Below are 23,854 nucleotides of genomic sequence, written 5' to 3'. Positions count from 1 at the left end.
TTGCTAATGAGCATGATTACGGTCAGAATTAGTGGATTTACCATAGCTTACGTAAAAAAAGCGCACTGAACCAAGGTATACCACTAACTCCGGCAACCCAATATATCCCTTTTATTAATAATACATTTTCGAGATTACTATGGATGTCGTGTTAACTGTCATTCTAAGAATTCTTCAATGTCTATATCTAGCAGTTCCAGCACTGTTGTTACAGTTAATTGTTGGTGTTCGCTATAAAACCCATAACTGTAGGTATCTTCTTGTTCTTTCACAAAGTATGCTTTTTCTAAAGCTTCAAGCACATATTTGATGGTAGGGTTTTCAAGCTTCTTGTTATTCCAGCCAATACGTGGAAGCTCCTCTTCTGATTCATTGATACTTTTACGAATCTTGTACTGAACAATTGCACGAATCAGAAGTGAGATGTTCATGAGCATGACCAAGGCATTAATTCGCTCTGGCGTTTTTAAAAAGATTGAAGCTGCAAGTGCAGGTTCTTTCAACAGTCTAAACTGCGCCTCAACAACAGTTTGTTCTTTGTACTGACGGAGGATCTCCTTGCCATCAAATTCTGTCTCATGAATACTTGTGATCAGCACGAAGCATTCTTCTTCGTGTTTTAGTTTCTCCACAGCTGTAGCATTTTCTGCTTGTATGTGTACAGTTACACGCCAAGATATTACGATAACTGGAGGTTTAGGATTTTTTCCCGGATTACCACGTGGTCTTTTTTCTGTTTTTTCTTCCTTGAAACAGACGTCAAATAGAAAAAGACTCTTCTTGTGAGCTTTTTCAAAGCGAGCCCACTCTTCACGGGCATCCGCTTCACAAACAAATACTTTGCCCGATAATGTCAGGATATCTTTTTTAAGCTCCATACGTTGCTTCTCCAGCTTATGCTCAAAACGATCTTTTCCCGCACTACTGCGGACAACAATAAACCGGGTATCACAATTTTCAACAGCCTCCATAAACTCCTGCATTTCATAGGTACATGCGTTCTTGCCAGAACCTATCTGACCGATATCAGTCCATTGATCAAATTTATAAGCTTTCTCGATCAGTCTTCCGGCAACCTTGCCGTAAAAATTTGCAGGACACCGCGATATGAACCGTATCCTGTTGTCTGGATCGGTAAGCTGCTTGAACGTTGGCAGATTAATAAGCTTAGAGTCAGCAATATAAGTTACTTCATTCAAACAATCTCCGAATATTTGCTTTGTAAGGGCTAAGGCTTTTTGATTCCATTCAATATCGGAAGTATTTCCATCCATAGTTGAACTGGCTACGGCAATACCATGTTCATTGACAATCTTACCTACTACGGCCTGTTTGCAATGCGGAAGGTGATCCTTGTTATATCCTTTGGTGATGTTCAAAGCACCCTCCGGCGCATCGTCGCACATATATTGCCCATAAAAGGACAATGTTGTTGTATCAGAATGCAGCCGATTGAAAGCAATATGAAACACGCTGTACATAGACAAACAGATAGATGAAAACAATCCTTCAGGTTTAGCTTCACTGATTCGGTCTAATGCACGTGCGATGGAATAGTCATTTAAGTGTTCTGGCATAACCCCTTTGCCAAACAATGCTTCAGTATCATAACCGGCAAATGCCCGCTTGATCCTGTAAAGTGGGGCTCGTACCTGCATAAATGTTGCCAATATCACGGCCTTAGCTAAATTACCGGGAGACACTTTCCAATGACTTTCATCCCATTCAACACTACCATCTATGAATTCAACAAAACCAATGAGTTTTAAAAACTTGTTTGCAAGCAGTAAAGCAAAAGGAAGGATCAAAGGTTGCTCTACTTTTGCCGGATGCAGTATAGTAATTTTACGCTTTTTATTTCTTTTGTGTTTATGTGACTTCTTTGAAGCTTTTGCCATACGAATCACTCCTATAATTTTGTATATAAAAGAGATTCGCCAAAAGTTCTAAATTCCATTCAAGTTTACATAAATAATGCATGGTAATTTATTCATGCTGAATGTGAGTTTTATTATAAAAGTATCATATAATCTTATTTACTATAGTTTTGCACTTTTTAAATTACATGCATCAATTACCAGCATAAAAGCACAATAAAATAGGAATATAGATATTGCAGGGCACCGGCCCAATCCCTTAAAAAGGAGCGATTCTGCAATGACTATCTACATTCCTATGGAAATAATCCAGTTACTATTATTTCCAAAAGAATGCTTTAAATGCATAAAAACTTATAATTATTTTATTTGCTATATATGGTGCCTACTTGTGGTTCCAGGCAAGAAAACTACCAGAAAGCTGTATCGGCATTGCTTTTTCTTTCGTAAAGACGTATCTAGTTGGTGTAGGTTCTTTACGGAGTATAAATGGGATTATACAGAAGTTATAAGAAAAATGTTTTTGCTGCTTCTGAACTTGTTCCCAAATGAACTCATGGTACATGGTAAGATTCAAGCCTGCTTTGATACTACTTTGAATGCAAAAGATTCTAAGAAAGTAATCGGCATTCAAAAATGGGATAACCACAGCGGTAATGCTGATGCTGGTGAATATATTATAGGACATCACTGGGGAGTACTTGGTATTACAGGCTTTTTCAAAAACCAATATATTAGCTTCCTTATTTCCTTTAAACTCGTTACAGGAAAGCTTGCAAAGAGCCAATGGAAATGTAATCAATCAGGCCAAGCAGAACCATTAAAAATCTGGGATGTTGCACATGCTCAAATACTCCAGTTAAATCAATGGGTATTACAAAGCGGTCATAAACTACGTACCGTAGAAGATGCATACTTTGCAAACAAACCTTTTATTCAGCCATTGCTTGACCAAGGCATTGATGTTGTTACTAAATTAAGAGCTGATGCTGTAGCACGTTTAGACCCTGAACCGCAATCGCAGAAAAAAAGGGGTCGTAAGCCCAAATATGGCAAACAAATTAAAGTTCGTGAACTTTGGAATCTTACCGAACATGAAATTGTTACTGTACAGCTTTACGGCAAAATTCAAACTATAGAAATTGCTGTAGCCGATGTTTGCATGCTCAAGTTATCCAAAAAGGTTCGTACGGTAGTGCTCCATACTAATAAAGGTAAGCTAATGGCATTAATCAGTACAGATACAACCCTCACTGCTGCCCAGATTATTGAAATATACGGTTCCCGTTTTTCAATAGAATTGGCAATACGCGATGTTAAGCAGTATCTCGGTTTTGGAGAATACCAACACCACAGCTTATTACCTGTATTACGATTTTTACACACTGTTGGTATCGCCTATAATATTGGTAAAATTGTACTTATAAAGTATGGCAAGTGCAAATGGTTAAATATTACTTCCGATACAGGGGATACCCCTTGGGTATCAGAGTTAAGTTTTTCCAAGCTACGGTATTGTTTGAGAAAGTATGCCTTGGGAAAACTTGTATTCGCTGATTCCGCACCAGAAGCGGAACAGCATGAAATTGTCTTGGATAAAGATGCTATCGTGGACTTCGTTGCATAATGCACAGTGGGTTTTTATGGTAACACATTTACCCAAGAGTTTTCTGCAAAACTATAGTTATTTAGGTTTTATTTGCGATTTTGCTAGGGAGATGAGCTAAACGAAAAGAGACACAGAAAGGTTAATATTCTATCAGGTAGATATACGTATTCTTTGAAAAAAGGAAGATTTAATCATATCTTAGACATAATAGATATTGACACAGTACATTGTATACAATATACTGTATATTGTGTTAATAAATATGTTTAGACTTGTACTTTGAGTGGAATATATAAAACATAATACAATATATACTTATGGCTTGCAATACATTCTGTTTTTTCAGATTAAACTGCAAGCAAGAATAGGGGGATATCAATATGAATACCAATCTTAAACTTGGAATATGGAAAAATGAAATAAATGTAAGGGATTTTATACAAAAGAATTATACACCTTATGATGGTGATGAAAGCTTTCTGGCACCACCTACTTCTGAGACTTTAAAACTCTGGAATAGAGTTTCGGAATTGATGAAAGAAGAGAGGGAAAATGGAGGTGTATTGGATATTGATGAAAAAACTATATCCACCATTGCATCACATAAACCCGGGTATATTGATAAAAATATTGAAGAAATTGTGGGACTTCAAACTGATGCACCTTTAAAGAGAGCGATTATGCCTTTTGGCGGAATTCGAATGGTCAAAACATCTTTTAAGGCATATAATCGCGAGATGGACCCGGATGTAGAAAATGTATTCAAATATAGAAAAACACATAATGACGGTGTTTTTGATGCTTATACCGATGAAATGAAAAAAGCAAGAAGTACCGGCATTATTACCGGATTACCGGACGCTTACGGCAGAGGAAGAATTATTGGTGATTACAGAAGAGTACCTCTTTATGGTGTGGATTTCCTGATAGAGAAAAAGACGCAAGCAAAGAAAAATTATATTTTTGACACCATGGATTCACCTGTTATAAGACAACGTGAAGAAATGAGTGAACAAATCAGGGCATTGGAAGAACTAAAAGAGATGGCATTAAGCTATGGTTATGATATCAGCAAACCTGCCCAAGATACAAAAGAAGCAATCCAGTGGCTGTATTTTGCTTATCTTGCAGCTATTAAACAGCAAAATGGTGCCGCAATGAGTTTGGGAAGGATATCTACTTTTTTAGATATTTATGCGCAAAGAGACTTGGAACAAGAAAAGTATACAGAAGAGCAAATTCAAGAGATGGTAGATCACTTTGTGATGAAATTAAGGATGGTAAGATTCCTGAGAACGCCTGAATATGAAGCCCTATTCTCAGGTGACCCGACTTGGGTGACCGAGGCTCTTGGTGGTATAGGCATAGACGGCAGACATATGGTTACAAAAATGACGTATAGATTCATGCATACATTGACCAACTTAGGACCGGCTCCGGAACCGAATATGACGGTATTATGGTCTACAAGGCTGCCGAAAAGCTTTAAGAAGTATTGTGCAAAGGCATCTGTTGAAACTTCATCTATTCAGTATGAAAACGATGATCTTATGAGAGAGAAATTTGGAGACGATTATGGAATCGCATGCTGTGTATCGGCAATGAAAATCGGAAAACAGATGCAGTTCTTCGGTGCAAGAGCGAATTTGGCAAAAGCCTTGCTATACGCAATCAATGGCGGAAAAGACGAAATCAAAGGGGTACAAGTTGCTCCGGCCTATGTACCTATTACCTCTGAATATCTGGATTATGATGAAGTCATACAGCGTTTCGATACCATCATGGAATGGCTTGCCAACTTATATATCAATACACTGAATATCATTCATTACATGCACGATAAATACTGCTATGAAGCACTGCAAATGGCTTTGCATGATGAAGAAATACTAAGAACATCGGCTTGCGGCATTGCCGGTTTATCTGTAGTAGTTGATTCATTATCTGCAATTAAGCATTCAAAGGTAAAAGTGATTAGAAATGACCAAGGACTAGCTGTAGATTATGAAATCGAAGGGGATTATCCTAAATATGGTAACAATGACCCGGTAGTTGATGAAATCGCAGTGAATGTAGTAAAAAGCTTTATGTCCAAATTAAGTAAACATAAAACTTATAGAGACAGCAAACCTACCATGTCCATCCTGACCATCACTTCAAACGTAGTATATGGTAAGAAAACAGGTAATACTCCCGATGGTAGAAAACATGGAGAACCTTTTGCGCCGGGTGCTAATCCGATGCATAAGAGAGACACAAAAGGATGCGTCGCTTCAATGATGTCAGTGGCGAAACTGCCATATGACTACAGCGAAGATGGTATATCTTATACATTCTCCATTATCCCGGGTGCGCTGGGAAAATCGGATGATGAAAAGTATAACAACCTGTCTGCGTTAATGGATGGGTATTTCAGCCAAAGCGGCCATCATATCAATGTGAATGTATTAAATAAAGATGTTTTGATGGATGCCATGAATCATCCTGAGAAATACCCGCAGCTTACCGTTCGCGTATCGGGTTATGCGGTTAACTTTATAAGATTGACCAAAGAACAGCAGCTGGATGTTATCAATAGAACTTTCCATGATAGATTCTAGGAGAGGTTTTTGATATAGGGGCAGGCAGATATGCTTGCCCTAATTTATTGAAATATGCGAATCTTAGAAGGAGTAAAGTGTATGAATAATTATTTACCGCCTGAGCAAATTGCGGAGAAAACCTTAGAGATAGGGATAGCAAAAGCAGATAATTCTCTGAATAAAAGTTTTTTATTAGGAGTCATGGGTGGCATTTTTATTGCATTAGCTGCTTTTGGAAGTATCGTGGCCACTGCAACCATCAGTAATTATAGCATTGCCGTACTTATCGCAGGGATCGTGTTTTCAACGGGATTAATGATGGTAGTAGTTGCAGGAGGGGATTTATATACCGGAAATGTATTGATGATCATTTCGGTTCTCAAAAAAAGAACAACTGTAATAAGAATGATCTTAAATTTAGTCACTGTTTTCTTGGGAAATTTGGCAGGATCAATAATAATTGTACTTATAGTAAATTATTCGGGATTACTTGAAAGTGCGAATGGCATGATTGTCGGAAAAATCCTGACAAAAGCTGTTCATAAAGTAGAGTATCCTTTTCATCAGGCATTTTTATTGGGTATATTGTGTAACCTTCTTGTATGTATAGCCGTATGGATGATGTACTCTGCTAAGGATACCGCAGGCAAGATATTGACATGTTTTTTTCCTATTATGTTATTCATTTTGAGTGGTTATGAACATATCGTCGCAAATATGTATTATATTCCGGCAGGGATACTGGCATCATGGAATATGAACTATATCGATATCTCTGGGTTGGCGAAAGATGAGTTGTTACATTTAACAGTAGGTGCTATCCCGAATAATTTCATTCCCGTAATTTTGGGAAACCTCGTTGGAGGGCTGATTATAGGAACTATATATCATTCTATATACTTGAGAAATGATATTAAACAACCGAAGACAAAATTAAAAATGAGTGCGTAAAACGTATAAAAATACTGTTAATGAAAGATATCGTAGCGGTTTCTCTTTATAATCGGTACGATATCTTTTTATACAATTATTCTAATAGGTACAAGTATTATAAATATATTTATATATAGATATACAGTGTTATATGAAGCAATTGTATCATAAATAGCAACAATCAGTATATTTAGTCCATATCAATGACAATAATCAAATTAGATAACTTTGACGATTATTTGTGTGAGTGCTAGTATTAGATAATAAATTGAATATCCTACGCTGAATTCTAATATGAAACGGGGGATCCATTTATAGGGGCGAATTCTGAAAAGATAGGATAACTCTTTCAATCCGAGTCCGACAGCTAACCTCGTAAGCGATGGAGGAGGAGATAACTGGATATTTATGCAACCATGGTTTCTCCATGGTTTTTTTACGTTTGGAATATCATATGTATACAAAATTTTCAGATATATAAATAATATTATATCTGTTGAAATAGATTTTAATAGTAAAAATCATTCAAGATCTAAGAGTAATCATTTGCTATGGTATTTAGTTCGAAGGGGGTAGTTTTTACGAATTATATAAATAAAAGAATAATAAAAAAAATATTGAGCTTTACTCCTGCCCAACTGATTCCTATTGGTTTTGCAACAGTCATTCTTATTGGCGCGATACTACTTAACCTTCCTATTGCTTCTAGAGACGGACAAAGTATCGGCTTTATCAATGCATTGTTTACGGCTACCTCAGCTGTATGTGTAACAGGATTAGTTGTAGTGGATACTTATACACATTGGACTTTATTTGGACAAATTACGATTCTATTTCTTATACAGATTGGCGGGCTTGGTTTTATGACTATGGCTACATTATTCTCTTTGGTATTAGGAAGGCGAATCGGTCTAAAAGAACGTTTATTAATTGCCGAATCGCTGAATCAGTGCAGCCTAGAAGGCATGGTAAGACTCACAAAACAAATCCTTTTGGGTACTTTGCTTTTTGAGATGTCCGGAGCTATTATACTATCCATCCAGTTTATCGGCGAATTTGGTGTTGCAAACGGAATATATAAAGGCATTTTTCATGCTATTTCAGCATTCTGTAACGCAGGCTTCGATTTGATGGGAGAAAAAGAGAAATTCAGCAGTTTGGTATCTTATGTAGATAATACAATGGTAAACCTGACAATCATGGCACTTATTGTTATAGGAGGGCTGGGCTTTTCGGTTTGGGATGATGTTTATAGAGTGAAAAGGTTTAAGGAACTAAGGCTTCATACAAAATTAGTATTAATGGTAACAGCAGTTTTATTAATCACCGGTTTTTTGTTTTTCGCTTTGTTAGAATATAATAACCCAAACACACTGCAACCGCTCGGAGTAAAAGGTAAATTTTTAGCAACCATGTTTCAGTCGGTTACACCAAGAACAGCAGGTTTTAATACTTTGCCGCTGCCGGATTTAACAAATGCATCAAAGTTTTTTACAATTATACTTATGTTTATCGGCGGATCTCCAGGTTCTACAGCAGGCGGTATTAAAACTGCGACCGCCGGTGTGCTTATATTTGCGATTATCTCAGTTTTGAAAGGATCTGAAGATACAAATATTTTTGAAAGAAGGGTTAATGTACAAGTTGTACTAAGAGCGTTAGCTATTACCGTCATCAGCCTTTCTATTGTTGTAGGAACAACTGTTATTCTATCAATTTTTGAACAGGCTAGTTTTATGGAAATGTTCTTTGAAGCGGTATCAGCGTTTGGTACAGTAGGTTTGTCTCTGGGAATAACACCATCACTAAGTACTGTGAGTAAATTGGCTATTATCATGACTATGTTTTTTGGAAGAGTAGGCGTACTGACCATGGCATTAGCACTTACAATTAAAATGAAAAAATCCAACGCGAATTATAAATACCCTGAAGGAAAAATAATGGTAGGATAAGGGAGGAACTATATGAATTCTTTTGTAATATTAGGTCTGGGCAGGTTTGGGAAAAGTGTTGCTAAGACTTTATATCAGCTAGGAAATGATGTTTTGGTAATTGATGAAAATGAAGAAACTATTCAAAGCATGTCAGAATGCGTTACACATGCAATTGCCGGTGATGTCACTGATGAAAACGTACTAAAAGCTTGTGGAATAAGGAATTTTGATGTTGCTATTGTAGCCATTGGCGGAAACATGGAATCAAGCATTTTGGTCACAGTATTATTAAAAGAAATCGGTGGCAACTATATTGTTGCGAAAGCGCAAAATGAACTTCATGCGAAAGTATTAAGCAGGGTTGGCGCTGATAAAGTAATCTTTCCGGAGCGGGATATGGGTGTTCGGGTAGCGCATAACCTGGTTTCTACTAATATTTTAGACTATATTGAGCTTTCTCCGGATTATAGTATTATGGAAATTACCGTTCCGAAACAATGGATAGAAAAATCATTGAAACAGTTAAATGTAAGAGTAAAATACGGTATTAACATTATGGCAATAAAAAATGGAAACGAGATAAATGTAGCTCCTAAAGCTGATAATATCATCCAACAAGATGATGTGCTTGTTATTATTGGCTCCAATGCGGATATAAAAAAAATAAATGAAAAATAAAATGATAATTATTGAATTAGCATATGATATAATTTATTAAGATGTTATTTATAATAAGTGAAAAGGTGATTGCTAATGTTCCAGTCATTAAGAAGTAAAATATTATCGATATATATATTTCTTATTCTATTAATCTGCTCGATTGCAGCGGTATCGGTATTAAGTTTATATAACCTGAATAGAGCGATAGACGGACTTATTGAATCAAATTACAGGAGTATTGTTGCTGCAACCAATATGATTAATGCAATGGAAAGACAGGATAGCAATCAGCTTATTTTTCTTCAAGTGAATGAGGAAAAAGGCCGAAGTGCTTTTACGAATAATGAAAAAGAATTTTTTATATGGCTGGGAAAAGCAAAAGATAATATTACTGAAGAAGATGAGGCAGAAATCCTGGATAAGATTGAGATGAATTATATAAAGTACCTTAAATATTTCTCTAAGCTACAGCAGATCAAAGCGTCAGGAAGGGAAAGGGATGCTATTGCATTCTATGATAATGAAATATACCCGGTATTCCATTCTGTAAAAGATGCATGTATGGGCTTATCCGACCTCAATGAGAGAGCCATGTTTAGAAGTAAAGAAAAGGCAACCGTGAGTTCTAGAAATCAAATGTACTCAATCATTGCCTTTTCACTTTTCTTAATCTCATTTGGGCTATTTGTTGCTCTATATTTTATCAATAAAACGATGAAACCGATGCATATGTTAATTTCCGGGGTTAAGTCTATTAAAGAGGGAAATCTGAATCAGGAAATTCAAATCAGTACACAAGATGAAATAGGACAATTGGCTTCTGAGTTTAACAATATGACAAAGAGATTGTGGCAATATGAACAAAGTAATATTAAGAGCTTAATTGCCGAAAGAAACAAGTCATTAGCAATTGTAAAAAGTATTTCGGACCCTATTATAGTAACAGATAATCAATATCAGGTTACTCTGGTAAATAAAGCTGCGGAGACCGTATTTGATATATCTGAGCAGAAAGTCACAGGAAAACATTTTTTAGAAGTCATTAGCAATAATAGTATTTTTGATGAAATAAAGCGTATTACGGATGGTAATGAGTTTGCCAATGCGAGTAATAATTTAGTTACAATTATAAAAAAAGAAAAAAAATACTTTTATCTTTTAGCGGTTACATCTATACTGAATAATGATAATCAAACGATCGGGACAGTATCAGTACTCCAGGATATTACGCATATGAAAGAAGTAGAGGACTTGAAATCAAACTTTATCTCAACGGTTTCTCATGAATTAAGGACCCCTTTGACCTCTATTATAATGGGGGCCGGACTTTTACTTGACGGAATCTCAGGAGAATTAAATCCGGGTCAGAAAGAAATTGTGGAGGCGATGGATGAAGATGGAACCCGCCTTATGGCGATTGTAAATGATTTACTTGATCTTTCAAAAATCGAATCAGGTAAAATGTATATGAACTTACAGCAAACTTCAATATATGCGCTTGTAGAATCTTGTATCAATCCTTTATTGGATATTGCAAAAGAAAAGGGGATAAGGCTATTTGATTTGGTTTCAAAAGATATCCCTCTGATATATCTGGACTCTAATAAAATAAGTTATGTGATGAATAACTTAATTACTAATGCGTTAAAGTTTACAGACAGAGGTGGAGAAATAAAGATATCGGCAAAAGTTGAAAATCAATTATTGAAAGTTTCTGTAAAAGATACCGGGATCGGAATACCGAAAGAATACCATGAATTGATTTTTGAAAAATTTACACAAGTAGAAAGCGAAAGTAAAAACCAAGGAGGAACCGGACTAGGGCTTGCAATCACAAAAGAATTTATTAAAAAGCATAATGGTGATATATGGGTAGAAAGCGAACCCGGTGAAGGAAGTAATTTTATATTTACCTTACCTTTAGATAGAGGGTGATTTTATGCAGAAAAAAGTACTAATTGTAGAGGATTCTAAAAATATATCTTTCATGATAGAAATGTGCTTAAAAACAAACGGATACCAAGTATTTAAAGCTTCTGACGGTGTAGAGGCTATGGTGAAAATCTTTGATATCATACCCGACTTGATTCTGCTCGATATCCTTATTCCCAAATTAAACGGGTATTCGGTATGTGAAGCTGTAAAATCAAATGAGAAAATATCACGCATACCTATCATTGCAATGAGCGCAAAAACGCAAGATGAAGATATTCAAAAAGCTTTTGAATTGGGAGTTTCCGATTATCTTGCAAAACCGTTTTCTCCAGCAGAGTTGCTTTCTGCAGTGAGGAAGCATTTGAACGAATAAAGAGGTGAGATATATGTCTTATAGAATACTTGTCATTGATGATACAAAAAATATAAGAATGATGGTTTCCAAATGTCTGGTATCTGAAAACTATACCGTTGATGCGGCAGATAACGGCTATGATGGAATCAAGCTATTCAAGGATCATAGATATGATTTGGTGATGCTGGACATACGAATGCCCGAATTAAGCGGTACCGAAGTGCTGAAGATCTTAAAAGGAATCAATAAAGATATTCCCGTGATCATCATTACCGCTTTTCCTACAATAAAAAACGCGGTTGAATGTGTTAAACTCGGAGCCATTGATTATATAAGAAAACCGTTTACTTCGGAAAGGATCAAAGAAACTGTACTCTCATTAATCAATAGAGCTAATATTAACGAGCTTGACGTGAACGATTATAAATATTTATTGGAATATGCTAAGAAATGTATTAATAATCTAGAATTTGATAAGGCTTTAAATTATTTAAAAAAAGCTGTATCCATTAATATTAATGATGGTGAACCTTTTAATCTTATGGGGAATATCTGTGAAATCCAAGAAGACTTTATTAATGCTCAGAAGTATTATAATATTGCACTTGTATTAGATCCTAACTCAGAAATTATTGCGGAAAATTTAGCTAGAATAGCACAGTATTAAAGCTACCTTCAAAATTGCTGGCGTTAACTCTAGTTCATGCTTAAACTAAGGAAGGGGAGAAGGATGTTAATTTAATAGATATCTTTTTTTATTATATCTTGTATTCTTCTCCCTAATAAATGAACGGCAGTATTTTGCTTTTCGGTTAAATTTATGATTGGAGAAATTTCTCCGATTTTCTCACCATTTGTAATTAATTAGACTTGGCAATTTGAATTTTCTAAAAGTCTCAAGGAAATCACGTAACTTGTTTTCTTTTACTGTTTTGAAGACGATATTGAGAAATTGTCATTCCTTCAATTTCTTTAAACAGTTTAAATAATGTACGAGAAGATGAAAAACCTACTAAAGTAGAGATTTTTTCCACGGAGAAGTTAGTATTACAAAATAGTCTTTTGCATAATTTAGACGGTAAATGCTCAAAGTTTTACCAAAGCTTGTACCAAAATACTCTTCAAACAATCTCCTAATATGTCGTGGCGTTACATAGAACGCATCAGCGACATATTGTAGAGTTATGTTATGATACCCCGGTCCAGCTTAGCAAGTTATCGTATGACCGGTGCTTTTATAGCAACTCTTATTTTATCCCAACTAGTGCTGCGTGTAGTAAAATGGGCCGGCAATGGTGATGAGGCAAGGGGATTCTTCTGGGCAGCAATTATCTTTTCCTTTATAGCGCTACCGCTATATTTATTCTGCTTTAAAAACACTAAAGAAATTGTTGATATACCCGTTATAAAAACAAGCTATAAGGATATGTTTAAGGTGTTAAAGGGGAATACCCCTGTTATGATTTTAGTATTATCTTTCATTTGTTGGGAATTTTACGAGGCAGCAGGCGGTGGTGTGAGAATGTATTACTTCAAATATTATATTGGTGACGATAGTCTGTTTATGACCAACTCCGGGCTGATGTTCTTAGGCAGAGTTATAGGGACTTTCTCTCTCGCATATTTAGTAGCAAAAGTTAGTAATAAGAGGACTCTTCCATTGATTGCGTTTATCTCTTCAGGTGTGTTGATGATCATAATGAACTTCCTGCCAGTGAACACTGCGGTTGGATTAAATTTATATCACTTTTTTACCTTTTTAACAGGTATAGGCGGTGGTCTTGGTCTTGCTTCTTTATTTGGTATGGTGCCGGATACTACAGAGTACTCCCAGTATAAATATAATATTCATGCAGCGGGTTTTATTTCTTCCTTTATCAACTTTGCATTTAAGCTAGGCATGGCAATTTGCACAGCAGCGATTGGCTGGCTATTAGGCAGTTTTGGTTATATAGCAAATCAAGTACAAAATGCACAGGTTATGTCAGCAATCAACAATTCTATGAATTTATTCTGTGGAATTGCATTATATTTCTATAAAATAGACAAAAAGAAATATGATCAAATTGTAGAAGAATTGAATAAAAGATAGAATGATATTTTTCTTGTTTTATTTGATGGCTTATGAGAAATTATATAGAAAAACTTTTGACCTAAAAATTTGAAAAACTTCGTTTTGTATCAGAAGACAAAAATGCCATTATAAATAACTTGAAGTCCAAGTTGAATAATTTCATAGGACTGGTTAAAATAGTAGCGTACAAGCGAAATATTAACGTTAAAATATTTTTTATCGCCCATACGATTCAACAAAATATTTATTTTGTTGAATCGTATGGGCTGTCTTATGGATTTTATCAACTATTCTAAATTATCCATATCTATGTTGTCTAATACCGTAATCGTATTCACATTTTTTTAATTCTTATGACACAGCAATTTCATTATTGTATCGTATTTATAATGGGATCATATAAAATAAAAAATAACCTTCTTTTAATCTCAAAATAATAAGTAATCATTATGTTTTTTATTTAATCCGTTTCTTTCACTTTGTTCCTTATGAATAAAATCTCTCCCAATTTTGCGCCTGCACAGTCAGCTACAAGATCACATTTTGCCCGTAAAACAAAGAAAGTTTTATCGCCGGCAAATTTGCTTCCTTCAAGAGACTCAAAATTAGCCTGTCCTTTTCCGATTACTAAGTCCGATTTTTCAAAGCGGTCTATAAATTCGTGGGAGCATTCGTGTACGACCGTTCCTAAAAAGTTTGCACCATTTGTAATTACTTCAGTAATCTGACTCATTCCTGTCTCTATAGCATCTTCCATTGTGGCATCATTAAGGATTGGCCCATTTTTCACTACATATGTAACATTCTTATTATAAGATTTTAAAACCTCTACTAATAATTTATCAAATACAATCTCTCCGCTGTTATCCCCGAGAATCATAATGTTTTGAGCAGCTTCGAGACATTCATTAAACTTATCATAATCACAGTGATCAAATTCTTTGCTAGTAATTTCGTTAAGAGCCACATTGATATCAAAATCAGGCGTTATACCCATGTCAATGATATTCCCCGCAACTGAAATCTTAAAAACAGTTAACAGAGGATCATCAGCTTCTTTCACCAGCTGCGCCATTCTATTATACAACTTCATCGCCAGATCATTAGATTCTTTTTTTGCCTGTTTAAATGGATCATCCATACGCATTGCCTTGTACGCCTCAAGCAGTGCGATAGTAGAATTCTCTGCCGGGGATGCTGCTGTATTCATCTCAGGTATGATCCTCATGGCTTGATAAAAAACTTCATTTGCTTTTTCTTCAGAATATCCTCCTATCTTCACTGCAGATAAAACCTGCTTTAAATAGCAAGGAATACATTCCATTCTAACTTTCATTATTCACAACTCCTTATGCAATAAACTTCTTATGTTTTAAATATACACATGTTCGTTATTATTTTAACATACGTACAAAAAATATAAAAGAGGATATCCTTCTAACTCAAGTATATCAAGGATATCCATCTATTTATAGAAATTTCATATGCTTGTCGTTTTCTATTTTACTTCTATAGAATAATTGCATTCATAGCTTTTACTTGTACCTAACTCAATAATCATCTCTTTTTCTTTAAATTCTCCGTTATATCCTTCAACATCTGCTATACCATGCCAGGGCTCAATACATACAAAAGGCGCATCCTTTGCCTGCCATAACCCCAGATATGGAAGATCGTCAAAAGATACAATTACTTCTTTATCGGATTTATTACTTTTTAAAGATATCTTTCTTGAATTAATATTTTTAAAGACCAGTGCGCCATCTTGGAACAGCTTACGTGTTAACGGAATGATATTTTTGTCCTGTAATATCATTTCCGACTTGTCTTTGATAAGCACATTGGCGGCATTCATGAAAAGTCTTTCGAGGGTTTCATTACATTCGAACTCTAAATAATAGTCTTCAAATTTCTCATCTTTCGCTAAAGGACAGTTAAATCCCGGATGTGTTCCAATCAAAAAATAGATTTCCTTATTATCGACATTTTCCACTTTATATGTTATATCTAATTTGTTCCCCGTTAGTGCATAAGTAATAAATAAATTAAATTTGAAGGGATACATTTTTAAAGTTTCTTCACTATACGGCAGTTTATATGTAACGCTGCTATCAGTATCTTCTACAACAGAAAATTCACTTTTTCTTGCAAAGCCATGATTTCCTATTGCATACTCTTTGCCTCCAACTTTAATTTTTCCTTCATCAACAGCGCAAACCAATGGAAACAATACAGGTGCATGACTAGCCCAATATTGTTTATCTCCATTCCATAGGTATTCACAATCATCTTTCAATGTTTTAAAACTTATAACTTCTGCTCCTAAAGTTGATATTTCTACTCGAGCGATATCATTTTCTATCACTTTGTTCATAACGCTGCTGCCCCCTATAAGCTTTTATTGTTTTCTGTTACAATCATATTATGCATAATATTTTATTCTCTGGCAACTGTTTTTTTACGACAATACTCACCTATATACGTCACACTAAGTATATTAACATACTCGCTCAAAAATGCAACACGAAATGCAACACGGGAACGGTTCTCCTGTCACCCAAAACCGTTGTGACATGAAAACCGTCCCCATGTCACATTTTTTCTTCTACGCCTGACTGTGATGTATTTAGTGTTATTTATATAACAACTTTATTATAAATTCAAAGAAATACTCTACTTTAATCTTTGCATGATTTTCAGACTATAACCTATACGCTGAATTTCTTCTTTATTTAATATAACTCCTTCCGGAGGTCTCTCATTTAATTTAAAGACAATAGCAACTTGTCCTACTTGTTGATAAAATTGAATTCTATTCATCGGTATATTTGTGCATAAAATATCCGACATAATTTCTGCTGTAGCTTCATGGCCGATTGCAGAAATAAAACCGTTTCGTGCGATATATTCCTTAGCATTCTCAACATCTATGTCTTCGATAGAATATAGTCCATTGGTAGTAGCTACTGTACCGTTAAATAATGCAATAGGAAGTATTCCATTATTAACCAACTCCATCCCCCCTCATATGTAACCTTTAGTTTATTTAATATTATAACATAACTTTACCAAAGAACGTAATTTAAATATCTTATCTTTAATAATATATATACGTCACACTAAGTATATTACAAATGTAACACGGGGACGGTTCTCCTGTCACCCAAAACCGTTGTGACATGAAAACCGTCCCCGTGTCACATTTTTTCTTCTACGCCTGACTGTAATGTACTTAGTGTTATTTATATAGTAATAAACTTTAGATTTGAAAATGTGACAATATCGTTCGCATACGAACTATTTGATACTATACTGTATATTACTGCAAATTGGAAATACTGTTAATACATTATTTGCACAAAAAAGGTACCTTGCAATATCTGTCTAATACGCAAAATACCCTATAGAATACCATATATACTTTTATTACTCTTCTATTTCAAGAATATCATCTATTCCAACCGTTTTATAATCGGATCCTTCATCAATACATCTTCCGCAATTGTCACAATACTTACTATGATCTAAATCACAAACATCACACTCACCGCAATAGATACATGCTTTGTCTTCCAATACACATTCTTTCTGAGACATTTTATTCACCTTGATTCTAAAAATATTTGTTACAGTATAACATAAGTATTTAAAAGAAATCAAGGGATTATTTAACCGGGACCTTGATCACCTGATCCTTATAAAGCATCGCCGTTGTCATATCATTTTCATTCATGATATCATATATAACATTTCTTATATCTTCATTATTATGGTTATTTTCTTTTGCTATATCCCACAGCGTATCCCCTGTAACGATAGGTACATATTTATAACTGTTTTGAGATTGTCCATTAACTTGTTTTTGATCGATAAGTGTAATTGTTGCTATAGAAAGTAATATAAATACCATCGTAACAAATGTTGTAAACCGTTGTCTGTTTATAATTTTTAATTTTACTTTTGTCATACGCACGCCTCCATTAATATCGAACAAATGTTTCTATGTGAATTATTATACAAGAACATTTGTTCTTAGTCAATGTTTTTTTAACATTTTTTACGAACATTCGTTTGATATTTGCCATAATATGTGTTATAATTGCATTAACTTAAATGTAAGAAAGGTTGTTATAATACTATGCAGAAAAAACTTACAGAAAAACAACAGATGATTCTTGATTTTATAAATCAGCAGGTTCAACAAAAAGGCTACCCGCCTTCTGTCAGAGAAATTTGCAGCGCGGTAGGTTTGAAATCCACGTCTACTGTTCATGGATATCTGGAAAGATTAGAAAAGAAAGGTCTTTTGCAGAAGGATGCCTCCAAGCCCAGAGCACTAAGGCTTATTGAAAATGAAACCCATAAGAGTACTATATCTAATGAAGTTATGTCTTCCCGTGAAATTATTGAAGTTCCTATTCTAGGAAAAGTGACTGCCGGACAACCTATCCTGGCGGTTGAAAATATTGAAGATACATTTCCTTTACCTGTGGAGTTTGCACAAAACAGCGATGTATTTATGCTTCGTGTAAGCGGTGAAAGTATGATTAATGCAGGAATTCTTGACGGTGACCTAGTGGTTGTAAGAAAGCAGAATACTGCTCATAACGGTGATATCGTTGTAGCGCTTATTGAAGATGAAGCAACTGTAAAAAGGTTCTTTAAAGAAAAAACACATGTTCGCTTACAGCCGGAAAACCAGTTTATGGACCCTATACTGGTAAGTGAAGTCATCATTTTAGGAAAAGTTGTGGGCGTATTTAGAAAACTCTAATAGAAATAAAAAAAGAAGATGACAGATTCATCTTCTTTTTTTACACATTTATTAATTCTTTTTTAAATATATCTGTCGTGTTATCGTAGGGGTGGACAGACCCTGTCCACCCTCTGTACTATTACCGTATCTACGGGCGGACAGAGTCGTCCGCCCCTACAGAATCTTAACTATTAGCGTGATATATAATTTGGTAAATTACAAGCCTACAGTTCGTTATCTATAAATAGTAGAAGTACAGAATATTTTTTCTCCGTACTCCCCACTCCTCACTATAAACTAATATCAATCAAACCCTTATCAACCATGTTTTGCAGTGCGATCATCACACCCAGTTTGGCGTGATGCCATGTGAGTCCCCCCTGCATATAAGCAATATACGGCGGCTTGATAGGTGCATCGGCACTCAATTCAATAGATGCTCCTTGAATAAATGCGCCGGCTGCCATGATGACCTGCGATTCATATCCGGGCATATCCCACGGCTGCGGCTCAACGAATGAATCGATTGGAGCACCTTTTTGTATTCCTTGGCAGAAACTGATCACCAGTTCGGGATTGTTAAACTTTACGGCTTGAATAATATCAGTGCGTATATCATTCACAGCCGGACACACATCAAAACCTAGTTTCTCAAATACAGCAGCACAGAAAATAGCCGCTTTCAAGCTTTGAGATACAATATGCGGCGCCATAAAGAATCCTTGAAACATTTGGCGGTTCATCCCTAAAGATGCCCCGCATTTTTTCCCTATTCCCGGCGAAGTTAAGCGATAGGCAGCAAGCTTTACACATTCTTTTTTACCTACAATATAACCGCCCGTGGGTGCTAATCCACCCCCGGGATTTTTAATAAGTGAACCGGCTGCAAGGTCTGCTCCTACTTCTGTGGGTTCTATGGTCTCTACAAATTCACCATAGCAATTATCTACAAGGCACATGGTATCAGGATTGATTTTTTTGATCTCTCTGATGATTTCTCCGATTTCTGTTACCGACAGAGAAGGTCTCCAATCATATCCTTTGGATCTTTGTATTAGTGCCATCTTGGTGTTTTGATTTACTGCGGATTTCACTTCTTGGAGGTTTACTTTCCCTTCAAGAGTAAGATCGATCTGCTGATAATTTACGCCTAATTCTTTTAAAGAACCGTTATTTTGGCCGCGTATTCCGATTACTTCTTCAAGGGTGTCATAGGGTTTCCCGGTTACTGCTAACAGTGTATCGCCGGGGCGAAGGATTCCAAAAAGACATATCGCCAATGCATGTGTACCCGATATAATATTATGCCGGACCAATGCGTCTTCTGCCCTAAACACATCGGCATAGACAGCATCCAGTGCCTCACGTCCCAAATCATCATAGCCATAGCCTGTAGTTTCTACAAAATGCGTATCACTGATGTGATGGTTTTGAAATGCTTTTAACACTTTATACTGATTGTATTGGCTTATTTGGTCTATCTCTTCAAATTTTTCAGATATGTATTCTTCAACCTTTTGTGATAGCATATATATCTGATCACTTATGTTAAACTCATTGAATAGAAGTTCAATCATTTTATTTTTCATAGGTATATCATCCTTTCTTTGCTGCGAATATTTTAACATATCTATGATGCTGAGGCAATAAAAAAACTCGTCCACTTTGATGAACGAGCTTATTAATATTGTATATTATACTTTAGCAACAGTTATTTTTACTTTTTCACCATTTACATTCCATTCTTTGGTGTAGCCTTCACCGCTTGCTTCAGTCATTGCTTGTGCCAGTACTTCCTTTGCAATCTCTTTTGCGTTGTTCTTCATGATTTCAGCAACTTTCTCATTGTCATTGTAATACACATGAATGTTATCTTGAATCTCGAAACCGGCTTCTTTTCTCATGGTCTGTATTTTACTGATAATTTCACGTACAAAACCTTCTTCAATCAATTCCGGTGTAAGATTGGTATCCAGTACAACAGTAATGCCGTAGTCGGTTTCTGCTACCATTCCGGCTTTATCTGCAGACTCACTGAGTACATCCTGTTCTGCCAGTTCAACCTTTGTACCTTCAATGTCCAGTGTAATGGTTTCTTCTTTTTTGAATACATCCATGACTTCATTTCCATCTATGCTATTAAGTGCTTCAGCGATCTTAGGAACCAGTTTACCGTACTTTGGTCCCAGTGTTCTTAACTGAGGCTTAAATTTGTAAGTTGTAAACGCACTTACATTATCTACAAAAGAAACTTCTTTTATATTCAACTCATCTGCCACAAGTTCCTTAAACATTTCAGGCAGTTTCATTTTTGATTTTACATACATGGTCCCGATAGGCTGACGGTTTTTGATATTGGCTTTGTTTCTGCAAGCACGGCCTTGTACTACCAGCTTAAGCACAACATCCATGTTTTCTTCCAGTTCTTTATCTATAAAAGATTGGTTTGCCTTCGGATAATCACACAAGTGTACACTTTCCGGAGCTTCTTTGTTTACGCTCAACACAAGATTTTTGTAAATCTCCTCAGCCATAAACGGTACAAAAGGCGCAGTAAGCTTGGACAGTGTTTCCAATACCGTATATAAAGTCATATAAGCATTGATTTTATCCTGTGTCATTTCTTCCTGCCAAAAACGCTCTCTGCTTCTTCTTACATACCAGTTGCTTAACTCGTCGGTAAATTCCTGGATTGCTCTTGCAGGTTCGGTAATACGGTAATTATCCAAATTCTTTTCGACCATTGCAATTAATGAATGCAGTCTGGATAATATCCATTTGTCTATAACCGGCAGTTTATCATGTTCCAATTTATAGTCATTCGGATTGAATTTATCTATATTTGCATATAGCACAAAGAAGGCATAGGTATTCCACAAGGTTCCCATGAACTTTCTTTGTCCTTCACTTACGGCTTCTTCGTAGAAACGGCTTGGCAGCCATGGTGCACTGGCAGTATAGAAGTACCAACGAACTGCGTCGGCTCCCTGTTTATCAAGGATCGTCCATGGGTTAACGACATTCCCTTTATGTTTGCTCATCTTTTGTCCGTCTTTATCCTGTACATGACCCATTACGATAACGTTCTTATAAGAAGGTTCATCAAAAATCAGTGTTGAAATCGCCAAAAGCGTATAGAACCATCCCCTGGTCTGGTCAATGGCTTCACTGATAAAATCAGCCGGGAAATTCTCTTCAAATATTTCTTTGTTTTCAAACGGGTAATGCCATTGCGCAAACGGCATGGAACCCGAGTCAAACCAACAGTCTATTACTTCAGTGACTCTTTTCATGGTTCCGGTTTTACACTCCGGACAATGCAGATAGACTTTATCGATATATGGTTTATGCAGTTCTATATCTTCAGGAACATTTTGTCCCATTTCTTTTAATTCTGCGATGCTTCCTATAGCATGGCGGTGTCCGCATTCACATTCCCAAATAGGCAGAGGCGTTCCCCAGTATCTTTCACGGCTTAAACCCCAGTCAATGACATTCTCAAGGAAATTGCCGAAACGTCCGTCTTTGATGTTATCAGGCAGCCAGTTAATCTTATTATTGTTCTTTAAAAGATTGTCCTTTACGGCCGTCATCTTGATAAACCAAGTATCACGGGCATAATATAACAATGGTGTATCGCATCTCCAGCAAAATGGGTAGGAATGCTCATAATCCATGACTTTATATACCAGGTTCCTTCGGTCAAGCTGCTCAATAATCATTGGATCAGCATCTTTAACAAAAACACCTTTCCATGGTTCTACACTATCAATGAATGTTCCTTGCTCACTAACCAATTGTACAAACGGCAGATCGTATGCACGTCCGACTTTGGCATCATCTTCCCCAAAAGCCGGTGCAGTGTGTACAATCCCGGTACCATCCGTTAATGTTACAAAGTTATCCGAAACGACGTAGTAAGCTTTTTTCTCCGGCTTCGCGAAATCAAATAAAGGCTCATATTCTATTCCTACTAAATCTTTTCCTTGCATTCTTTCCAATACTTCAAATTCTTCACCCAACACGGTAGGTGCCAATGCTTCAGCTAAAATATATACTTCATCGGCACATTTTGCTTTAATATAGGTTTCGTTCGGGTTTACGGTGAGCGCCACGTTAGATGGCAATGTCCATGGCGTGGTTGTCCAAGCCATCAGATATACTTGTTTTTCTCCTTTTACTTGGAATTTCACATAAATGGACGGGTCTTTCACATCTTTATAGCCTTGAGCGACCTCATGGCTGGATAGAGATGTTCCGCAGCGTGGGCAATAAGGTACGATCTTATGACCTTTATAAAGCAAGTCCTTGTCCCAGATTTTCTTTAATGCCCACCATACCGATTCGATATAGTTGTTATCATAAGTGATGTAAGGGTTCTCCATATCTACCCAGAATCCTACACGATCACTCATCTTTTCCCATTCACCCTTGTATTTCCATACGCTTTTCTTGCATTCCTGGATAAAAGGTTCTACCCCATATTTTTCTATTTCCGGTTTGCCGTCAATACCGAGATGTTTTTCAACTTCCAGCTCAACGGGAAGTCCATGGGTATCCCATCCTGCCTTACGAAGAACATTGTATCCTTTCATGGATTTATATCTCGGTATAATGTCCTTTATAACACGGGTTAAAATGTGTCCGATATGAGGCATCCCATTGGCAGTTGGCGGGCCGTCATAAAAGGTAAAGGTAGGCGCATTTTCCTTCTTTTCGAGACTCTTTTCAAAAATATTGTTTTCTTTCCAGTACTTTAAGACTTCCAGTTCTCTATCGCCAAAATTTAGGTTGGTCGATACTTTTCGGTACATGTTGTTACCTCCGTTTCTTCTATACATAATAATAATTTTTACCAATTTAGACAATAAAAAAACCCTTCATCCATCACAGGACGAAAGGATTATTTCGCGGTACCACCTGAATTGATACACAAGGTATCCGGCTCTCTACATACGGCTTAATACGATATGTTTCCTTTTAACGTCAGGATCACGGCACAACCTACTATCAATTCGGTCTGCTGCTCTGGAGTGATTTTCAATATCTATTACTTCAGACCGGGCTCACACTACCCCCGACTCGCTTGGCTTTCAATAGGTATTTACTCTTCTCCTTCTTTGCATTTCAAATATTTAC

18 protein-coding genes, 1 riboswitch and 1 other annotated feature are annotated in these 23,854 nt (G+C 36.1%); of the genes, 10 read left to right on the top strand and 8 right to left on the bottom strand.

Features of this window, described 5'->3' with window-relative positions; genetic code table 11:
- Window positions 1–158: 158 nt before the first annotated feature.
- Window positions 159–1,898 carry an IS1634 family transposase gene (locus QKW49_RS01810; protein WP_282863996.1) on the bottom strand — a complete coding sequence of 580 codons (1,740 nt, stop codon included), beginning with the start codon at window positions 1,896–1,898 and terminating at the stop codon, window positions 159–161.
- Window positions 1,899–2,157: 259 nt separating this feature from the next.
- On the opposite strand from QKW49_RS01810, the gene QKW49_RS01805 reads away from it, so the two are divergent.
- The 9 genes from QKW49_RS01805 (at window position 2,158) to QKW49_RS01765 (ending at window position 13,977) form a co-directional block, all read left to right on the top strand.
- Window positions 2,158–3,504, top strand: a complete 1,347-nt coding sequence (locus QKW49_RS01805; protein WP_349239048.1) for a transposase — start codon at window positions 2,158–2,160, stop codon at window positions 3,502–3,504.
- A gap of 362 nt (window positions 3,505–3,866) precedes the next feature.
- Window positions 3,867–6,086, top strand: a complete 2,220-nt coding sequence (pflB, locus tag QKW49_RS01800) for a formate C-acetyltransferase (protein WP_282865888.1) — start codon at window positions 3,867–3,869, stop codon at window positions 6,084–6,086.
- 81 nt (window positions 6,087–6,167) lie between these two features.
- On the top strand, window positions 6,168–7,019 hold the full coding sequence (locus tag QKW49_RS01795; protein WP_282865887.1) for a formate/nitrite transporter family protein: 852 nt from the start codon (window positions 6,168–6,170) through the stop codon (window positions 7,017–7,019).
- A gap of 252 nt (window positions 7,020–7,271) precedes the next feature.
- A riboswitch (cyclic di-AMP (ydaO/yuaA leader) is annotated at window positions 7,272–7,398 on the top strand.
- A gap of 154 nt (window positions 7,399–7,552) precedes the next feature.
- Window positions 7,553–8,953, top strand: coding sequence for a TrkH family potassium uptake protein (locus QKW49_RS01790; RefSeq protein ID WP_282865886.1), 1,401 nt, complete (start codon window positions 7,553–7,555; stop codon window positions 8,951–8,953).
- A 12-nt stretch (window positions 8,954–8,965) separates the two neighbouring features.
- The gene (locus tag QKW49_RS01785) at window positions 8,966–9,613 is read left to right on the top strand and encodes a TrkA family potassium uptake protein (protein WP_282865885.1); all 648 of its coding nucleotides are present in this window, start codon (window positions 8,966–8,968) and stop codon (window positions 9,611–9,613) included.
- A 75-nt stretch (window positions 9,614–9,688) separates the two neighbouring features.
- Window positions 9,689–11,530, top strand: coding sequence for an ATP-binding protein (locus QKW49_RS01780; RefSeq protein WP_282865884.1), 1,842 nt, complete (start codon window positions 9,689–9,691; stop codon window positions 11,528–11,530).
- Between the two features lie 4 nt (window positions 11,531–11,534).
- Complete coding sequence (locus tag QKW49_RS01775; protein ID WP_282865883.1) at window positions 11,535–11,903, top strand: response regulator transcription factor; 369 nt, start codon at window positions 11,535–11,537, stop codon at window positions 11,901–11,903.
- A 13-nt stretch (window positions 11,904–11,916) separates the two neighbouring features.
- Window positions 11,917–12,552 carry a response regulator gene (locus QKW49_RS01770; protein WP_282865881.1) on the top strand — a complete coding sequence of 212 codons (636 nt, stop codon included), beginning with the start codon at window positions 11,917–11,919 and terminating at the stop codon, window positions 12,550–12,552.
- A 522-nt stretch (window positions 12,553–13,074) separates the two neighbouring features.
- A complete protein-coding gene (locus QKW49_RS01765) occupies window positions 13,075–13,977 on the top strand; it encodes an MFS transporter (RefSeq protein WP_282865880.1) in 903 nt (300 codons plus the stop codon).
- A 442-nt stretch (window positions 13,978–14,419) separates the two neighbouring features.
- Here QKW49_RS01765 and QKW49_RS01760 read toward each other — a convergent pair whose 3' ends face one another.
- From QKW49_RS01760 to QKW49_RS01740, 5 genes are all read right to left on the bottom strand, one after another.
- The gene (locus QKW49_RS01760; protein WP_282865879.1) at window positions 14,420–15,295 is read right to left on the bottom strand and encodes an ARMT1-like domain-containing protein; all 876 of its coding nucleotides are present in this window, start codon (window positions 15,293–15,295) and stop codon (window positions 14,420–14,422) included.
- 162 nt (window positions 15,296–15,457) lie between these two features.
- Window positions 15,458–16,333 carry an aldose 1-epimerase family protein gene (locus QKW49_RS01755; protein ID WP_282865878.1) on the bottom strand — a complete coding sequence of 292 codons (876 nt, stop codon included), beginning with the start codon at window positions 16,331–16,333 and terminating at the stop codon, window positions 15,458–15,460.
- Window positions 16,334–16,632: 299 nt separating this feature from the next.
- The gene (locus tag QKW49_RS01750; RefSeq protein ID WP_282865877.1) at window positions 16,633–16,971 is read right to left on the bottom strand and encodes a YddF family protein; all 339 of its coding nucleotides are present in this window, start codon (window positions 16,969–16,971) and stop codon (window positions 16,633–16,635) included.
- A gap of 414 nt (window positions 16,972–17,385) precedes the next feature.
- A complete protein-coding gene (locus QKW49_RS01745) occupies window positions 17,386–17,556 on the bottom strand; it encodes a hypothetical protein (protein WP_282865876.1) in 171 nt (56 codons plus the stop codon).
- A 67-nt stretch (window positions 17,557–17,623) separates the two neighbouring features.
- Window positions 17,624–17,926 (bottom strand): LysM peptidoglycan-binding domain-containing protein, encoded by a 303-nt coding sequence (locus tag QKW49_RS01740; protein WP_282865875.1) that lies wholly within the window; start codon window positions 17,924–17,926, stop codon window positions 17,624–17,626.
- A gap of 171 nt (window positions 17,927–18,097) precedes the next feature.
- On the opposite strand from QKW49_RS01740, the gene lexA reads away from it, so the two are divergent.
- Window positions 18,098–18,733 (top strand): transcriptional repressor LexA, encoded by a 636-nt coding sequence (gene lexA, locus QKW49_RS01735; RefSeq protein ID WP_282865874.1) that lies wholly within the window; start codon window positions 18,098–18,100, stop codon window positions 18,731–18,733.
- A 272-nt stretch (window positions 18,734–19,005) separates the two neighbouring features.
- Here lexA and QKW49_RS01730 read toward each other — a convergent pair whose 3' ends face one another.
- Both QKW49_RS01730 and ileS read right to left on the bottom strand, forming a co-directional pair.
- Complete coding sequence (locus QKW49_RS01730) at window positions 19,006–20,304, bottom strand: methionine gamma-lyase family protein (protein ID WP_282865873.1); 1,299 nt, start codon at window positions 20,302–20,304, stop codon at window positions 19,006–19,008.
- Window positions 20,305–20,409: 105 nt separating this feature from the next.
- Window positions 20,410–23,529 carry an isoleucine--tRNA ligase gene (ileS, locus tag QKW49_RS01725; protein ID WP_282865872.1) on the bottom strand — a complete coding sequence of 1,040 codons (3,120 nt, stop codon included), beginning with the start codon at window positions 23,527–23,529 and terminating at the stop codon, window positions 20,410–20,412.
- 73 nt (window positions 23,530–23,602) lie between these two features.
- Window positions 23,603–23,845, bottom strand: a binding site (T-box leader).
- Window positions 23,846–23,854: the final 9 nt, after the last annotated feature.

The sequence above is a fragment of the Petroclostridium sp. X23 genome, from assembly GCF_030013905.1.
GTDB lineage: Bacteria > Bacillota > Clostridia > SK-Y3 > SK-Y3 > X23.
The sequence above is the reverse complement of the archived record's forward strand: the minus strand, read 5'-3'. Positions and strand labels throughout refer to the sequence as shown.

Excerpts from the sequence above, each read along its gene's own strand:
- QKW49_RS01745 (WP_282865876.1), bottom strand. The coding sequence starts at position 17,556 with ATGTCTCAGAAAGAATGTGTATTGGAAGACAAAGCATGTATCTATTGC.
- QKW49_RS01785 (WP_282865885.1), top strand. The coding sequence starts at position 8,966 with ATGAATTCTTTTGTAATATTAGGTCTGGGCAGGTTTGGGAAAAGTGTT.
- ileS (WP_282865872.1), bottom strand. The coding sequence starts at position 23,529 with ATGTACCGAAAAGTATCGACCAACCTAAATTTTGGCGATAGAGAACTG.
- QKW49_RS01765 (WP_282865880.1), top strand. The coding sequence starts at position 13,075 with ATGATACCCCGGTCCAGCTTAGCAAGTTATCGTATGACCGGTGCTTTT.
- QKW49_RS01760 (WP_282865879.1), bottom strand. The coding sequence starts at position 15,295 with ATGAAAGTTAGAATGGAATGTATTCCTTGCTATTTAAAGCAGGTTTTA.
- QKW49_RS01790 (WP_282865886.1), top strand. The coding sequence starts at position 7,553 with ATGGTATTTAGTTCGAAGGGGGTAGTTTTTACGAATTATATAAATAAA.
- QKW49_RS01795 (WP_282865887.1), top strand. The coding sequence starts at position 6,168 with ATGAATAATTATTTACCGCCTGAGCAAATTGCGGAGAAAACCTTAGAG.
- QKW49_RS01780 (WP_282865884.1), top strand. The coding sequence starts at position 9,689 with ATGTTCCAGTCATTAAGAAGTAAAATATTATCGATATATATATTTCTT.
- lexA (WP_282865874.1), top strand. The coding sequence starts at position 18,098 with ATGCAGAAAAAACTTACAGAAAAACAACAGATGATTCTTGATTTTATA.
- QKW49_RS01770 (WP_282865881.1), top strand. The coding sequence starts at position 11,917 with ATGTCTTATAGAATACTTGTCATTGATGATACAAAAAATATAAGAATG.
- pflB (WP_282865888.1), top strand. The coding sequence starts at position 3,867 with ATGAATACCAATCTTAAACTTGGAATATGGAAAAATGAAATAAATGTA.
- QKW49_RS01755 (WP_282865878.1), bottom strand. The coding sequence starts at position 16,333 with ATGAACAAAGTGATAGAAAATGATATCGCTCGAGTAGAAATATCAACT.
- QKW49_RS01740 (WP_282865875.1), bottom strand. The coding sequence starts at position 17,926 with ATGACAAAAGTAAAATTAAAAATTATAAACAGACAACGGTTTACAACA.
- QKW49_RS01810 (WP_282863996.1), bottom strand. The coding sequence starts at position 1,898 with ATGGCAAAAGCTTCAAAGAAGTCACATAAACACAAAAGAAATAAAAAG.
- QKW49_RS01730 (WP_282865873.1), bottom strand. The coding sequence starts at position 20,304 with ATGAAAAATAAAATGATTGAACTTCTATTCAATGAGTTTAACATAAGT.
- QKW49_RS01775 (WP_282865883.1), top strand. The coding sequence starts at position 11,535 with ATGCAGAAAAAAGTACTAATTGTAGAGGATTCTAAAAATATATCTTTC.
- QKW49_RS01805 (WP_349239048.1), top strand. The coding sequence starts at position 2,158 with ATGACTATCTACATTCCTATGGAAATAATCCAGTTACTATTATTTCCA.